The 16256-nt window shown below is 41.4% G+C and carries 14 protein-coding genes and 3 tRNA genes; 5 read left to right on the top strand and 12 right to left on the bottom strand.

All coding sequences use genetic code 11. The features are described from left to right. Positions 1-9: 9 nt before the first annotated feature. The 3 genes from QJ048_RS18885 to QJ048_RS18895 all read right to left on the bottom strand — a co-directional run bounded on the left by QJ048_RS18885 (position 10) and on the right by QJ048_RS18895 (position 554). A tRNA-Lys gene (locus QJ048_RS18885) sits at positions 10-84 on the bottom strand. Positions 85-167: 83 nt separating this feature from the next. Continuing rightward, positions 168-240 (bottom strand) — tRNA-Lys (locus tag QJ048_RS18890). A 241-nt stretch (positions 241-481) separates the two neighbouring features. Then, a tRNA-Lys gene (locus tag QJ048_RS18895) sits at positions 482-554 on the bottom strand. A 326-nt stretch (positions 555-880) separates the two neighbouring features. On the opposite strand from QJ048_RS18895, the gene QJ048_RS18900 reads away from it, so the two are divergent. The 4 genes from QJ048_RS18900 (at position 881) to QJ048_RS18915 (ending at position 4538) form a co-directional block, all read left to right on the top strand. Then, positions 881-1690 carry an SDR family oxidoreductase gene (locus tag QJ048_RS18900; RefSeq protein WP_282335970.1) on the top strand — a complete coding sequence of 270 codons (810 nt, stop codon included), beginning with the start codon at positions 881-883 and terminating at the stop codon, positions 1688-1690. 78 nt (positions 1691-1768) lie between these two features. Continuing rightward, complete coding sequence (locus QJ048_RS18905; RefSeq protein WP_282335971.1) at positions 1769-2590, top strand: SAM hydrolase/SAM-dependent halogenase family protein; 822 nt, start codon at positions 1769-1771, stop codon at positions 2588-2590. A gap of 196 nt (positions 2591-2786) precedes the next feature. Next, on the top strand, positions 2787-4064 hold the full coding sequence (locus tag QJ048_RS18910; protein ID WP_282335972.1) for a hypothetical protein: 1278 nt from the start codon (positions 2787-2789) through the stop codon (positions 4062-4064). Between the two features lie 171 nt (positions 4065-4235). Beyond that, positions 4236-4538 carry a hypothetical protein gene (locus QJ048_RS18915; RefSeq protein WP_282335973.1) on the top strand — a complete coding sequence of 101 codons (303 nt, stop codon included), beginning with the start codon at positions 4236-4238 and terminating at the stop codon, positions 4536-4538. Positions 4539-4622: 84 nt separating this feature from the next. On the opposite strand, the gene QJ048_RS18920 is transcribed toward QJ048_RS18915, so the two are convergent. The 4 genes from QJ048_RS18920 to QJ048_RS18935 all read right to left on the bottom strand — a co-directional run bounded on the left by QJ048_RS18920 (position 4623) and on the right by QJ048_RS18935 (position 11286). Continuing rightward, the gene (locus QJ048_RS18920) at positions 4623-7940 is read right to left on the bottom strand and encodes a glycoside hydrolase family 38 C-terminal domain-containing protein (RefSeq protein ID WP_282335974.1); all 3318 of its coding nucleotides are present in this window, start codon (positions 7938-7940) and stop codon (positions 4623-4625) included. 337 nt (positions 7941-8277) lie between these two features. Further along, positions 8278-9720 (bottom strand): NAD(P)(+) transhydrogenase (Re/Si-specific) subunit beta, encoded by a 1443-nt coding sequence (locus tag QJ048_RS18925; RefSeq protein ID WP_282335975.1) that lies wholly within the window; start codon positions 9718-9720, stop codon positions 8278-8280. Positions 9721-9812: 92 nt separating this feature from the next. After that, the gene (locus QJ048_RS18930; protein WP_282335976.1) at positions 9813-10121 is read right to left on the bottom strand and encodes an NAD(P) transhydrogenase subunit alpha part 2; all 309 of its coding nucleotides are present in this window, start codon (positions 10119-10121) and stop codon (positions 9813-9815) included. 40 nt (positions 10122-10161) lie between these two features. After that, a complete protein-coding gene (locus QJ048_RS18935; RefSeq protein ID WP_282335977.1) occupies positions 10162-11286 on the bottom strand; it encodes a Re/Si-specific NAD(P)(+) transhydrogenase subunit alpha in 1125 nt (374 codons plus the stop codon). 64 nt (positions 11287-11350) lie between these two features. Here QJ048_RS18935 and QJ048_RS18940 point away from each other — a divergent pair, with 64 nt between their 5' ends. Beyond that, positions 11351-11635, top strand: coding sequence for a hypothetical protein (locus QJ048_RS18940; RefSeq protein WP_282335978.1), 285 nt, complete (start codon positions 11351-11353; stop codon positions 11633-11635). Here QJ048_RS18940 and QJ048_RS18945 read toward each other — a convergent pair. The 5 genes from QJ048_RS18945 to QJ048_RS18965 form a co-directional block, all read right to left on the bottom strand. Beyond that, positions 11625-12422, bottom strand: coding sequence for an O-methyltransferase (locus QJ048_RS18945; RefSeq protein ID WP_282335979.1), 798 nt, complete (start codon positions 12420-12422; stop codon positions 11625-11627). The genes QJ048_RS18940 and QJ048_RS18945 overlap by 11 nt on opposite strands. A gap of 116 nt (positions 12423-12538) precedes the next feature. Beyond that, complete coding sequence (locus QJ048_RS18950) at positions 12539-13033, bottom strand: dihydrofolate reductase (protein ID WP_282335980.1); 495 nt, start codon at positions 13031-13033, stop codon at positions 12539-12541. A gap of 163 nt (positions 13034-13196) precedes the next feature. Beyond that, on the bottom strand, positions 13197-13991 hold the full coding sequence (locus tag QJ048_RS18955; RefSeq protein ID WP_282335981.1) for a thymidylate synthase: 795 nt from the start codon (positions 13989-13991) through the stop codon (positions 13197-13199). Between the two features lie 222 nt (positions 13992-14213). Continuing rightward, positions 14214-14660, bottom strand: a complete 447-nt coding sequence (locus QJ048_RS18960) for a single-stranded DNA-binding protein (RefSeq protein ID WP_282335982.1) — start codon at positions 14658-14660, stop codon at positions 14214-14216. 275 nt (positions 14661-14935) lie between these two features. Further along, on the bottom strand, positions 14936-16105 hold the full coding sequence (locus tag QJ048_RS18965) for an ABC transporter substrate-binding protein (protein WP_282335983.1): 1170 nt from the start codon (positions 16103-16105) through the stop codon (positions 14936-14938). Positions 16106-16256 lie beyond the last annotated feature (151 nt).

A 16256-nucleotide genomic window follows, 5' to 3' on the forward strand; every position in this document is an offset into this window, starting at 1 on the left:
TAATTTTCGTGATCCCGCTGGGACTCGAACCCAGGACCCTCCCGATCAAAGATCGGGATGCTCTATCAACTGAGCAATGGAATCAAAATTCGATTGTTCATCGAAACTGAAAATTTTCGAAATAAAAAAGCCTTCGATCGATTTGACCAAAGGCTACTTAATTTTTGTGATCCCGCTGGGACTCGAACCCAGGACCCATACATTAAAAGTGTATTGCTCTACCAACTGAGCTACGGAATCAATATTTTTATTTCAATTTATCTCTCCAACCTTAGAACCCTCCCGATTAGAAATCGGGATGCTCTACCAACTGAGCTACGGAATCGATTTGAATTCATGATACTCTAACAACAGAGCCACAAAATCAATTTTCCTAAGAACATTCGAAACTCTATTCCGGTTCATTTAAACCCTTATAAAATCTCTTACTTTTCAATTCAATAAAAAAGCCTTCAAAGTCTGATTTGAAGGCCTTCTTCTGTGATCCCGCTGGGACTCGAACCCAGGACCCATACATTAAAAGTGTATTGCTCTACCAACTGAGCTACGGAATCAATTCGATTTGAACCCAAGACCCTCCCGATTTTAAGATCGGGATGCTCTATTAACTGAGCCACAAATCATTTTTTCTTGTAAGAACTTCCTCTTAAGAACTACCGGCGATAAGGCCGTTTCAAAATTGGAGTGCAAAGATAAGGATTCAGCAATTCGCACCAAATTTTTCAAAAAAAATATTCAACTTTTTTTGAAAAAGGCTCAGTCGTCTCAACTTCTAACAGTTTGATAAAGTTATAAATAGGGCAAATCATTACCCTTTACTTCTTTGTGAAGCAGTAGTTTTCGTGTAGGTTTGCCGCACCAAATTTTTATCCTTTAACACATGTCATCTTTTTTTCAAAATAAAGTTGTTGCCATTACAGGAGGCAGTGAGGGAATAGGAAAAGCGCTTATCGATCTTCTTATTCCTATGGGTGCCAAAATTGCCACTTGTGGTAGAACTTATGAGAAATTATACAACCTGCAAATGGAGTATACCAACGTAATGCTTCACACTGTTGTCGCAGATGTAAGCAACGAGCAGGATTGTAAAAAATTCATCGATTCTACCATCAAAACATTCGGCGGCATCGATATTCTTATTAATAATGCCGGTATGTCTATGCGTGCCCTTTTTAAGGATTCTAGCGTGGATGTAATTAAGAAATTGATGGACATTAATTTCTTCGGCACTGTTTATTGCACCAAACATGCTTTGGCAAGTTTGATTGAAAGAAAAGGAACGGTTGTTGGCGTTTCTTCTATTGCCGGTTATCGCGGATTGCCGGGAAGAAGCGGTTACAGTGCTTCGAAGTTTGCATTGCAGGGGTGGCTGGAATCTCTGCGCACGGAACTGCTGGAAGACGGAGTGAATGTAATGTGGGTTTGTCCGGGCTTTACGGCATCTAATATTCGCTTTAGTGCATTGAACAATAAAGGTGAGGCAACAGGAGAAAGCGTGATGGACGAAGGAAAAATTATGCCTGCAGAAGAATGTGCGAAATATATTCTGAACGCAATTGAGAAAAAGAAGAGAACAATGGTGCTTACTTTCCAGGGCAAGCAAACTATTTTCCTAAATAAATTTTTTCCTTCACTGGCAGACAAACTGGTTCATAATTTTTATTACAAGAAAGGAAAACTGGTTAAATAGTTATTCTATTCAAAAGGAATTTGTTTATTAGCAGCGAATTTCATTTCTAACTTAAATCGCAACAAGAAAATATATTGAATGGCGTTAATTACCCTTACATCCGACATTGGTCAGCAGGATTTCCTGGTGAGCGCGGTGAAGGGTCAATTGCTCCAAATTAATCCTTCATTCAATATTATTGACGTTACACATCAACTGTCTCCTTTTAACTATCCGCAGTCTGCTTATGTTAGCAGAAATGCGATTAAGAATTTTCCGGATTTCACTTTTCATATTGTAATGGTGAATTTGTTTGAGCGCAAGCCTCAGCAATTGCTATTGGCGTTTCACAAAAATCAATATATTCTTTGTGCAGACAACGGCTTGCTTACAATGATACTGGAAGAGAAACCTGAAATGGTGATCGGACTGAAGCTTGACAGCAATGCTATTAAAAATACTTTGTATTGCGCACAGATATTCGGCAAAACGATCAAGGATATTTCTGAAGGGAAAAGTTTGCTAACCATCGGCGAACCGGATGTTCCCATCATTGAAAAAAATCATTTGCGTGCATTGCTTGGCGATAACTGGATGGAGGGACAAATTATTTTCATTGACAACTTTGAAAACGTTATTGTAAATATTACACGGGATGATTTTGAGCAACAACGTCGCGGCCGCAGTTTCAGAATTGTTTTTAAAAGAGATGAAGTGATTGATAAGATCAGTGAGTCGTATGCTGATGTTTCCGAAGGCGAAAAACTGGCGCTGTTTAATTCTGCCGGTTATCTTGAAATTGCCATCAACAAAGGCAATGCGGCTGGCCTCTTCGGCTTGCAAGGTTATCTTGAACAAACACAAAATGCTTACTTGCAAAACAGGTTGTTTTATCAGACAGTGAAGGTGTTTTTCGAGTGAGCCACACCCGCCCGGCTGAAACCGTTCGGACGGGGATGACACTGATTTGACTGATTTACACTGATATTTCTGCTCTATAACACTACCTTAGCTTTTATTATGTTTTATAATAAAAGATCGTCTTTGGCGTTTAAGCATGAGCAAGTTGTTTTTACAAAAGAACAATTACCTTTACCATTAAACCTATTAGTACAATATGAAATATTTACTGAAGTACCCTTCATGGCTATTGTGTGCCGCAACCCTAAGCATTGCCTTATTCTCTTGTCAAAAAAACGCCGACGATACTATTCCCGAGTCTTCAAAGCTTTCTTCCAAAGATCCACAGGCTTTGTCTGCTGCAATTACTGTTTGGCACGGTAAACGCACTACAGGTGCAATGCCAGCAAGCAGCAATACTACTGATATTAAACTTGGCACCCCGAATGAATCTTCCGTAAATGCCATAGCGGGCCGCCATGCATTTATTCACACGAATATTGAATCAGGAGATGTTGCCGGATATTACGTGCAAATCAATGGCGCCAGCGAGTATTTCAAAGTTGATTACGCTAAACCAGTGGTTCAAAGCAGTACTCAGCAAGGCAGCATTTCAACAGCTTCTGTACATCCGTTTGGCAAGCCAGCTGAATCAACAAACCTCCATCGCTCGCTTATAAGCGTTATGGGTGGCAGTGATAACAATAACGACAGCCTTATCGTTATCAACATTCCCGTAAATATTAAAACCCCGGATACGGTGTGTGTAACCTATATGGCATATGACTTCAACAATCATGTGAGCAACCCTGTTACAACTTGTATTTATATTGATCATTTTGGGGGCGACGATGGTAGCAAATGGCTGGAAGGCACATGGACTACCACAAGATTGGAAAGAAGCGAAATTGGTCAGTTAAAAGACTATTTCAATTATACTTATAATAAGTGGATAGTTGACCGGGAAGAAGCGCTTTGGGCCATTGATTTTTCACCTGCCAAAGTCTATCAGAGCGGCGATTCAGCTATATATATTCAATCGTACTCCGGTACGGTCGGCGCCTGGTACATGGTGATGAAATCATCTACCGATTATTATTCCATCAACGGGGTATACACGCCACGTCCCACGGATATATTACTAGGTACCGACTCTATTAATTACAAGAAAAACAATATCACTTTAAATAGTGATAAATACATTGGAGAATATTCCGATGCTACAAAATCTATTTATTGGAGTTCGAATGGGCCTTCCCTTAGAGAATTCTCGCACAACTCCCTAAATAACGGATCATGGAGCTATGATTCAAAAACAAAGAAAATCATTATTATTAGTGAATATTCTGATGATGGAAATGGCCCTACGCTCGATCCATATATGCAAGAAGCTTCATTAGAAAAAGTATCAGACAATCAATTCAAAATTTCATATAACGATGTAGCCAACGATGGCAAAACATACACTTATACCGGAATTTATCAACGACAGTAATCACTAATGGAATTGTTTAAAAGCTCCGGTCATTCCGGAGCTTTTTTATTTACCGTCATTTTTTTAAAAGCTACTGACTGCACCATAATATTTTACTAAATAACCAACTGTTAGCGGCAGCCCCTTTTTAAATCAGGTACACTACTTTAATTTGTTTAATAAAATAAGGCTATGGCAGTTGAAAATAAATCTCCGCACATTCTCAATACATCTTCTAACCTGTTAGGTTTTTGTTTGATAGTGCTTACATCTATTAAGATAGCAAAGTTCAACTCTGCTACTTTTATTGATGATTCTACAGGAATGGCTGCAATGCTTTTAATGGCGAGTTGTTTATTATCATTTTTATCAATGCGCTCACGTCTTGCTACAATAAGCCGAAGGCTGGAATTGGTTGCGGATTATGCATTTCTTGTTGGGTTGATTTGCATAAGCATTACAATCATTGTCGTGTCGTTTAATCTGATGAAATAAAAATGGCCGGTCTAAAAAGACCAGCCACAAAAGTTTGTTGCGACTGCAAATTGCGGTGAATGAAAGGGCGAATGCAATTCGCCCCTACGGTACAATCAAATATTCTTCAACACCCATTGCCGGCAAAGTAACGGTTGCATTTGCCTGTTTCGTCACTCCGTTTCTTACATCTGTAATCTTACCCGGATTTAGTGTACCCCAGTTGAAGCCTGTATTTTGTGGTGTATGACCAGGGTTAAACAGACGAATAATATATTGGCCCCTCGCCTGGGGCACAATAGCAGTAACAACGATAGATGTATTGGTAAGTTTAAAAAGCCCTTTTGATAAAACAACATCCTTCTTCACAGGAAAACTAATCAGCGGTTGCGTAAAATCTGATCCTGCCATTTCCAACGCCGCGTCGTTTGCTTCACCGTGCGGCTGTAGTGCGTAGTGAAAGCTGGCACGTCCTTCCTGATCTGCTTTGTAGTTCGTATACCAATAGTTGTTCATCGCATAAGAAAACCAAAGCGATGTTGGCTGACCCGTTTTTTTCCATGCTTTAAGACTTTGGGCAATTTGCAAACGCTCATCGTTCATACTACCAGGTTCTACTATCGGTGTTTCCAACAACATCCATTGCAAACCATTGGAAGCGCCAGAGATGTCCATCCACCGGCGGCCATACAAGAAATCCATATTGGATCCGGGAAGCTGATCATCAAGATACCTCAATGTGCCGTAACCTGCGTCAAGTGTAACTTTTCCGGAAGGCACATCAAATGGAAAACCAAAGTGTACACCTTCTTTTTGTCTTATAGCTTTTTTATCGACGATGTTTTCAATTAGCACGGCGTTACTGTTAGCGTACAGTGTTAAACGTTTCTCCAGCGAATTTGCGCCGGGTGCCTGCGCACGCAGAACGATAGAAGTTACCACGGGACCATTTTCCAATACCTGTATTTGCACTTGCTGGTTGGTAATGGCATCTGCCGGGTTATATCCGGGTACATACCAATAACTATTTAGTCCCTGTGCCTGAAACGTGCCGGCGTAGTTGTGACCATCTTTTGCACTAAGTTGTGTAATGCTTCCATAAACAGGATCCCACGCAACGGTAATGTCGCCATTAGAGAGCATATTTCCGTTTTGTGTAAACGAATTTTTTACTGAAGCGGCATCATCACTTACTGTATAAACTTCCGTTCCGAAAGCCGGTACGTTGCTGGCGATAAATACATAGGAACCATCCGAAAGGTGCTGAAGTGGATATGTGCGGCCATAAGCGTCTTTCACAGATTTACCAGCTACATTGATCTTCACAGGTCCGCTTCGTGACCAAGAAAGTGTATTCACTACAGCAATATTGCGAGAGTTTGCATCTGTTAATGGTTGAAATAGTTTATCAGCAATAACATTGATCTGACTGTCGGCATCCAGCATGTACTGCTTTTTAATGCGCCACTGCTCTGTCACAAAAGGTATATCAGGCTCTGTCGTGCTATTATAGGCTCCCCAGGTATGCTCATGGAAGAGCAGGACATTGGTCCATGCATTATAAAATTGCTGTTCGTTATATTGGCTGGGAGCCAGCATTGCATATGCATTGGTCAACTGTGACAAACGAAGACTGTTGAGCCGGTTCTGCCCTTCTTCTCTGGCGGTAGAAATAGCGCCGTCTTCCCAATAGGGAGTAATATCGCCTTTTACCACCTGCAGATCTTTGCCATATTTTTTTTCAAATGTTTCAAAAAGTTTGTCCGTTGTATTAAGTACTATTTTAGGCGAGCTATACTTCTCATTCCATTGTTTAACAAACCGGGAAATAGAAGTATCAATAGGGCCATTATCGGCAACGATATTGTACCTCCATTGAACAATATCATAGGGGTATTTTTTTTCATCCAGCTCGTTCAAATAATTGGCGATCTTTTGTGCACCGCTTTCAAACACCGCTCCGGGAGCAGTGCCATGCCAGGAAGAATATCCTTTTCCACCTGCCCAGAATAACACTTTTTCTTCTCCTGACGGCGATGCCCACCACACAGGTTTATCGCCCCAGGCGCGAACAAATTCACCCACACGATCTCCAAGGTAAGGATGGCTTTCACCCATGTAGTTGGGACCACTGGAGAAATATTTTACACCGCCTTTTGCAAGTGCTGTTACGGTAGTCCAGGTATAGCCCGGCACATCAGAGATCATAGCGCTGGGAATACGCAGGCCATATGCTTTGCGTAGCTGTGCCGCAAAATCAGTATAGTGAAGTGTTTCTTCCGGCAGGCACATTCCAGTGAGGATATTCGCATACAGTGCCGACAAACAGATATAGCCATCTTTCGCTGCCTTTATGAATGCCTCTTTTTTTTCAGGCGTTGCCTGTTCCAGGAAATGTTCCACTGCCCACAGCGACTCAACGTTCCATTTGAACTTTGCTTCCTCAGGATAGTTCCTGGTAGCTGCAATCATATCCAGTGCATCGTTGATGTTCTTGATGTGTCTTTTCATCACTTCCGGTTGCAGGTGAGAGTAACCAATATCTGTATGGGCATGGTGTATGAAATTGAGCTCGCGGTACGTAACAGGTTTTAGTGTAACGAATTTGTCCGCCAGTATTTTTCCTGCATTGGAAACCACCACACGAATGCTATCTAACTTACGCGCCGGCTCTACAGGTATGTCGAAGTGATTAACGCCATCTTCTACCTGAAACGAATATTCTTTTTTCCCGCCAACTTTAACCTGCAGGGTTTGGCGTGCGCCAAAATGAAGTGCAGTAAGGGCCACAGGTTGCTGACCGTTTTTAAGTATAAAAGGTTGAGGGTTGATATCTACTTTTTCCTGGAAGGAAAACTTAAACGTCATGAGCCAGTCATTGCTTTGCTGGGCCTGACCGATGATTTTCAATTTCACAGACCTTCCTGCTTTTACACGGCTTACCGGCAACCGCAGGAACATAAGGCCGTGTGCATCGTTCGCACCATCTCTTTTGGTTTGCTGAAAGACGATCCTGCTGCTGTCAGAAGCAGCAAATGACCACACAGGTGCCTGATTAGCGGGCTTCGTGGTGATGGTAAGAAGTTTTTTATCATCTACGTAAACATCAAAATAACGATCGCCGCTGCTGGTACCGGTTGAATGACCCGCAACCCAACTGAAATAAACATAAGGCCCTTTAATACGCGCAGGTACAGGGGCTGTTTCCCATGCGATGACCTTGTTGCCGTCGGTGGCACGCGTGAGCAATGCTGTGGTAGCATAGTCAGGAAAGGCCGAATAATACCGGATATTCTCGCCTTCAATCTCATGGTCAAAACCATTGATCCACTCAATTTTTCCCAGATAGGGAACCGTTTTTTGGGCGGCGCCTGTGAGCACGCAGCCAAGCAAAACTGCGATGCTATAAAAGATTTTCCACATAGTAAATAGTTGTTGATAAAGGAACTTGAATGTAAGAAATTTGAACTCCTGTTTATTTCTATTTTAATGCTCAATGTTAGCTTAAAAGGCTGTGACGTTGAATTAAGAATTAAGAATTAAGAATGCATTCTGTGCGGTATCGGGATTGTCGACAAGCACTCGTCTGTTCCACAAAAGATCAGGAGAAATCAGTCAATCCCCTGCTTGAATAAGTTCATTCATACAGGTATTGTGCCATCCAATCTCCCATCAAAAAATCTTGACAAATCATGACAATCTTGAAAATCTGCGTTCCTGCTTCCTCATTTTCAAATCTTCAAGTTTTCAAACTTTCAAATTAAAGCTGCTTAATCTCTGCTATCAAATCCTGCAACGCTTTTTTCGCATCGCCGAAAAGCATTGAGGTCTTTGGCTGAAAAAACAACTCATTCTCTATACCTGCGTAGCCAGGCTTCATACTTCGTTTGTTGACGATAATATTTTTTGCATTCTGCACTTCCAAAATTGGCATTCCATATATTGGTGAAGATGGATCTGTTTTAGCAGCAGGATTTACAACGTCATTTGCGCCAAGCACCAGCACTACGTCTGTTGTGCCGAATTCATCGTTTGCCTGCTCCATTTCTTTCAGTTTATCGTACGGCACATCTGCTTCTGCCAATAACACGTTCATGTGTCCGGGCATGCGTCCGGCAACGGGGTGTATCGCATAGTCAACTTCCACGCCTTTGTTTTCGAGCATTTTTTCAAGCTCATGGCAAACGTGCTGAGCCTGCGCTACTGCTAAACCGTAGCCGGGAACGATCATTACCTTGTGCGCATAACTTAACAATACTGCCGCATCGCTTAATGAAATTTCTTTGTAGTTGCCCTGTGCCTTTTCACCTGGTGCAACACCATTTGATACTCCACCGAATGAACCAATCAATACGTTTTTCAACGAGCGGTTCATTGCTTTACACATGAGTATGGTAAGCAATGTACCGGCCGCTCCTACCAGTATACCGCCGGTTAGCATGGCTTTGTTGTTGTACAAAAATCCACCGCAAGCTGCAGCGACACCGGTGAAAGAGTTCAATAGGGAAATAACGACAGGCATGTCTGCCCCACCGATCGGCAACACAAACATTACTCCGTACAAAATGGCGAGTGCAAAAATGAGATAGAACCTTGGCGCGGCGATCGGATCAAACCACAACCACACTCCCAACGCAAGAATGATCGCAAACAAGGAAAGATTGGCAATATGTTGTCCCGGAAAAGAAAAGTCTTTGATCTTACCATTTAGTTTGCCCCACGCAATAATACTTCCGGCAAAAGAGATACTTCCTATTATCAAACCCAAAATGATAACGGGCATAGTGGAAAGGTCTGTTAAAGAGAACTCTGTATTGTTTTTCTCGGCATCAGCCAGAACTTTAAGCGCCGGCTTTACAAGGTGATCGTATTCCACGATAGAAATTAATGCGGCACATGCCCCACCCATTCCGTTGAAGAGACTTACCATTTCCGGCATTGCGGTCATTTTTACTTTTTTCGCAGCCAGCGTTCCTACTATACCTCCTATCAACAATCCTCCGAAGATCCACGCATAATTATGCAAATGATTTCCCTCTTCATCTTTGTATAAAAAAATAGTTGCCAGAATTGCGATCGTCATTCCAAGCGCTGCAATGCGATTGCCGGTTCTTGCTTTTGCAGGATTCGACAACATTTTTAGTCCCAGTATAAAACTGATCGATCCAACGAGATAACAAATTGTGAGGATGCTTATTTCCATGCTTGTGGGAGTTATGAGTTTTGAGTTATGAGTTTTCAGTTGGGGGTTATGAGTTTAGCGACCCTTACTCATAACTCATCCTTCATAACTCATTACTTCCTCTTTTTAAACATTTCCAACATTCTATCGGTTACCACAAAACCACCTACAACATTCAACGTACCGAGGACCACCGCCAGAAAGCCGAGAGAAAGTGCAAGATAATTGCCAGTATCAGCTTTGCCCATTACGATTATGGCTCCAATGATTACAACCCCATGTATCGCATTGGCACCACTCATTAACGGTGTATGTAAAACCGCAGGCACACGCCCAATGACCTCTATTCCTAAAAAGATCATCAACACCACGATGTAGATATATTGTTCATGTAGCGAAAACCATTCGAGGATGTTTTGCATGCTGTTGGATTTGAAATTGAAATTTGAAATTTTGATTTCTCTAGTCGGTCAAAATTTCTTTTACTCTTGAGTTTAGCACTTCTCCGCCGTGTGTGATACATGCGCCTTTTACAAGATCGTCTTCGAAATTCAGGTTGAGCTTTCCTTCTTTGTCTATGATGAGTTGTAAAAAGTTCAATACGTTTTTACCATACATTTTACTTGCGTCGCTCGGCATTGTTGACTGCAGGCTTGAATTACCCACAATCGTTACTCCATTGTGCAAAAACGTTTCGTTGTTTTTTGTAACATTAGTGTTGCCTCCTGTTGCAGAGGCAAGATCCATGATTACAGAGCCTTTTTTCATTTGCGCCAACATTTCGTCGGTAATCAACAACGGCGCTTTCTTGCCGGGAATTTGCGCGGTTGTAATTACTATATCTGCTTTGGCGATTGCTTCTGTAATTTTTTGCTGCTGCTTCTGTTTGTATTCTTCTGTTTGCTCCACTGCATAGCCGCCAGCTTTGGAAACATCAGCCGCGCCATCTACTTCAATGAATTTTGCACCAAGGCTCATTACTTCTTCTTTAACGGCAGGCCTTGTATCAAACACTTCAACCACCGCGCCCAACCGCTTCGCTGTTGCAATCGCTTGCAAACCTGCTACACCGGCACCAAGTATCAGGACCTTTGCCGGAGCAATGCTGCCAGCTGCGGTCATGAACATGGGAAAATATTTCGGAAAAATATTTGCTGCATGTAATACAGCTTTGTAGCCTGCAATGTTTGCCTGGGAACTTAATACATCCATACTTTGTGCACGCGTAGTGCGTGGTAACATATCGAGACTGAATGTAGTTATATTTTTTTTCGCCCACTGATCCATTAAAGGACCGTTATATAAAGGTTGAAAAACGCCTATGATTATTTGTGAAGGATTTGGTGAAGGCGAAGTTTCGTCCGGCGGATGAATAGATAGAATAATGGTTGACGATTGAAATATTTCCACAGCCGATTTTATGCTTGCGCCCACACTGACATAGTCACTGTCTGCGCAAGATGCTTTTTCTCCCGCTCCGCGCTCTACCCAAACTTCCACATTTTTCTTTATCAGCGCAGAAACGGTTTCAGGCAACATGGAGACGCGTGTTTCAAAGGATAGCTCTTTTAAAATTCCTACAATCATAAGTAGTTATTCTTGCTTCAATATAACTTTTTTTTTTCAGAGCAACAACTAAGGGAGCACGCAGATGACGCCGATGAAACCGATCAACGCAGATTTTTTAACCGCAAATATCCAAAGGTGGCGCAAAGGAAACGAAGCCATTTCTTGGCAACACGAAAATTTTAGAGCAGCCTCATATTCTATCACTAAGTATTTCTTCGCTACCTTTGCGATTCATCAAGTTGCTATTCATTTTGCTGGCCACCTCTCTGCGTGCTTTGCGGTTAAGCACTATACATTCGCCAGTCGTCAGAAGATCAGTGGCAATCTGCTCAATCCGCGTCATCTGCGTGCTCTCTCTAAAACCTAATTACAAAATGCTGTTTCTTTTTAAAGTCTTTTCTGAAGAAAACCAATCCGATGAAGAATAGATCGATGGAATATTGAACGGCTTCGTGTTTTTTTATTTCTTCCCAGGCTTCTTCCATTTCCTGGCTCCAGTGGATGTCGTCGAAGATTAAAATGGAGTGATCATTTACTTTTTGCAAAAATGCATTGAAGTAGTCAAGTGTTGGCTTCTTGCGATGGTTGCCGTCGATAAATGCAAGATCAACTTTTTGCAACGATGATAAGGCTGGCAAAAGTGTTTCATCAAAATTACCCGTTACAACCTGCACGTTTTGCAAACCTATCAAGTGAAAATTCTCTTTGGCCTTTTGCGCTATCGCTGGTGCGCCTTCCATTGTAATTACGGAAGACTGTGCGTTGCCACAGGCAAGATAAGATGTCGACATACCAAATGAAGTGCCTAATTCCACAATTGTTTGCGGCTGATAGTAATTGACTATGCGAAACAGAAGCTGCCCCAGTTTTGCGGGCTTTGCCGCAAGCTTTGCAATATTGCCAATACTGCGTTGTTTTTTATTATCCTTTACTGAACCAGCACCAAAATCTTCTACTTGTATTACATTATGATCATTCAACAACCTGGTTCTTAAAGCTTCGATCTTTTCAAATGCATAATATTGCCGTTTGTCGTTGAGTACGTTTATCACAAAATCAAACACAAAAGGAGAATGAATGCCATGCCCCTTTCCATTAAGTGCAGTAACGTAATACCCGAGATATTTTTGAGCCAGTTTGAATTTACTATACATGAAAAAGTTGTGAGTTATGAGTTATGAGTTGTGAGTAAACGGTTCAAGTGAACTATACTACACTTCATAACAACTGCGCACCTATTAATTTTCAACTTTCAATTTTCAATTATTCTCTACTTCCTCTCCCACACCTGAAAACTATATTCATACGCATGTTTACCATCAATGGGAAAATCCTGGTTATTTGTCAATTGCCATTCATTGGTATTGATCTCTGGGAAAAATGCATCTGCATCATCAAAGGAAGCGTGAACACGGGTGATGTAAATTTTGTTTGCCATTGGCAACATTTCCTTATAGATCTGTGCACCGCCGATTACAAATACTTCTTTCGAATCAGTTGCTTCGGCTGCTTTCAATGCATCTTGTATATTCTTTACAACAATAGCGTCTTCCCCTTTCCAGTCATCTTGACGCGTAATCACAATGTTTTTCCTTCCGTTGAGCGCCTTACCCAGCGATTCAAATGTTTTGCGCCCCATTATGCATGGCATTGCCCATGTGATATTCTTGAAAAACTTTGTATCATTTGGCAATCGCCAAAGCAATTCATTGTTCTTACCTATTGCATTATTTTCGGAAGCCGCTACTACGAAAGAAATGTTCATGTAATTAATTTGAAAATGGAGAGAATGGAACGCAGATTTTCATGATTGTCATGATTGGTTAAGATTGACGATTTGAAATCTGAGATTTAATGCACTCAAAGTATGCCAGCCACTTATCGCAATCGTAACACAAAATGCATTCCTAATTCCTAATTCTTAATTCCTAAACGGCAACTGGCGCTTTAATCGCCGGATGGCTCTGATAGTTTTCCAAAGTAAAGTCTTCAAATTTAAAATTGAAGATGTCTTTTACTTCAGGATTGAGTTTCATGATTGGCAATGGAAACGGCGTTCTTGACAATTGCAGTTTGGCTTGTTCTATATGATTGTTATATAAGTGAACATCACCAAATGTGTGTACGAAATCACCAGCTTCCAATCCGCAAACCTGCGCCATCATCATTGTGAGCAATGCATAAGATGCGATGTTGAAAGGTACCCCTAAAAATACATCTGCACTGCGTTGATACAACTGGCAACTTAGTTTACCGTCTGCAACATAAAACTGGAACAATGAGTGGCAAGGCATCAATGCCATTTCGGGAAGCTCGGCTACGTTCCAGGCACTCACGATCATACGGCGGCTATCGGGATTGTTTTTTATCTGTTTTACAACATCGCTGATCTGGTCGATCGTTTTGCCATCGGCACCTTCCCAACTGCGCCATTGTTTGCCGTACACGGGACCGAGTTCGCCGTTTGCATCGGCCCACTCGTTCCAAATGCTTACACCATGTTCTTTTAAATATGCGATGTTGGTTTCTCCTTTCAGGAACCAAAGCAACTCATAAATGATGCTTTTCAAATGCAGTTTCTTAGTGGTTACCAAAGGAAATCCTTTCGACAAATCGAAGCGCATCTGGTATCCAAAACAACTGGTGGTGCCCGTACCGGTTCTGTCGGTTTTAGAAACACCATTGTCCATTATATGCTGCAGAAGCTGAAGATATTGTTGCATGCGTGCAAATTAGCTCTTAATTGGAAAATGGCACAATTGAAAAATGGAGGTGGGGAAAATGCGGGGAAAAGCGATGTCGCAGATACGCAGAGCACAATGCCAAACTGCATATCTGCGCCAAAGTGTGTGGAAAAGCTGGCATATCTGCGCCAACTTTAAGCGTTGTCGCAAAAAAGAAAACCCGAACTTGTAGGCTCGGGTCTCAGTAGAAAAATGCTTTTCTTAGAATGGCAAGTCGTCAACTGGTTCTGATGGTACAGAAGGTCCGCTTTGCGGTTGGCTGTAACCACCGCCAGTGTTACCACCATAGGTGTTGCCCGCTGCCGGAGAACTGTAGTCGCCAGGACCCGCTGCTTTTTGACCCAATAATTGTACACTCTGTACGCGTAATGTAAGTGACGCACCGGTGCTACCATCGTTTTTTGAATAAGTTCGCACTTCGGGAGTACCTTCTACGTAAACCTGTGTGCCTTTTTTTAAATAAGCTGCTACAGCTGTTCTATCGCTCCAGTAAGCGCATTCTACCCAGATAGTTTTATCTACCTGGTTACCTTGTGCATCTTTGTATTTCTCTGTGTGTGCCACGTTGAAATTCATCACGCTTCTTCCATTTACATTGCTTGTAACACAGTCCTTACCGAGATTGCCGATAACTTGTAGCTTAATCATAACTTAAAAATTTAGCTTCGTAATTAATATAGTTTAAGCGGGCAATTTAGAGAGAAAAATTTGAAAATTTGACGATTTGAAAATATGAAAATTAACTTTCTGTGCACATCCTGATATTTAAACCGTCATTCTCAAGAAAGTATATTTTTCGGGTGCTATTTATTTGAAAATCATTGTCAATTAATCTTTTCCACAAGAACTTTTTAATAAAAATGGCAGATGCTACACCTGCCATTTTCAAATTCTTATATTTTCAAATTAATTCCGTTTTCAAATTAATACACCGCTTTCACCACGCCGCCTGTTTTCTTCACAAAGTACAGCTTGTGGTTTTCGAAGTATTCGAGCTGTTGCGTTTGCGTGTTGAGAATGGTGGGTTGAATGTCGAAGTCGGTAAAGACTTTAAATTTTTTGTCACCTATATTAGAATCAATATTTTTCCCGTAGGTATTCAGCAAAAGACCAAAATGCATGAATGTTTCATAACCGCGGAACACCATGTCGCTTGGCCTTGAGTAAAAATTGGTCTTAAAATAGTTGTTGATGCTTGTGCTAACAGCATCAACTTTGGCATTATAAAAGGGCGTGGAGTAGAAAATATCAAGATTGAATTTTTCCAGATCCTTCATGCCGTCCCAGGTTGGCATGCCGACTATCTGCAGCGGATAAGTTTTTGAAAGTGTGGATAATTGCGAACAAAGATTGGTAGCAAAATCTGCATCCAGGCTGCCGGCTACGCACATTGTTTGCCTTGTGCTGTCGAGATAAGGAAGCAGCTGATCAGCGGTAAATCCTTCTTCAAGATTTACATATTTCAATTTCAATTTTACAGAGGCCGTGTTGGCTGCTATTTCATCGAAGTATCCTTTTAAGCGATCTTCCTGTTCTCCTTTTTGGCGAAAAATAATTACAGGAGATGTGCCGTAATTTTTCTGTAAGAATTTATATATCCCAATGCAGTGCGTACGCAACGTTGAGTTTAGTAAAACAAAATATGGATTATTGGTAATGTTACCGTCGTTCGGAAAGTTAGGATTAATGAAGGGAATCTTTTTGCGCAGCGCTATTTCCGCAAGCATCTTCATTTCAGTACTGGCAGTATGCCCAATGATGAGATCCACATCACCAAACTCAGGCAGTTGAGTTATTTCATAAATAGATTTGTTCGACCGGGTGTCATAAATCTGCACGTCCAGCGCCAGATTCAGTTTTCTCATGGAATCAATGGCCAGTTGAACGCCTTCGTAAAATTCCAAGCCAGGATTGAGGAATTTAGGGAACTGTTTTCCGTAACGGTAATTGTTGGTAGCATCAAATGCCGAATCTAAATAGAGAGGCAAAAAGATAGCGACGGTGCTTCGTTTCGTGGTATCGGATGGTGTAAAACAAAATGCATTTTTTCCAAACGAACATAATAGAATAAAGGCGATAAGAAGTTTTTTCATTGGAAATAATTATAACTAAAAACGTGAGTTGTTAATAACGGTCGTATGGCATTATACCAGTACCTTTCTATTAACAGCTCACGCGAATAAACGAAAATTTATTTAAACACTGGGTTAAATGGTTTATTCCCAGCTATTTTTGTAATTATCC

The organism is Pinibacter soli (genome assembly GCF_029961145.1).
Taxonomy (GTDB): Bacteria; Bacteroidota; Bacteroidia; order Chitinophagales; family Chitinophagaceae; genus Pinibacter; species Pinibacter soli.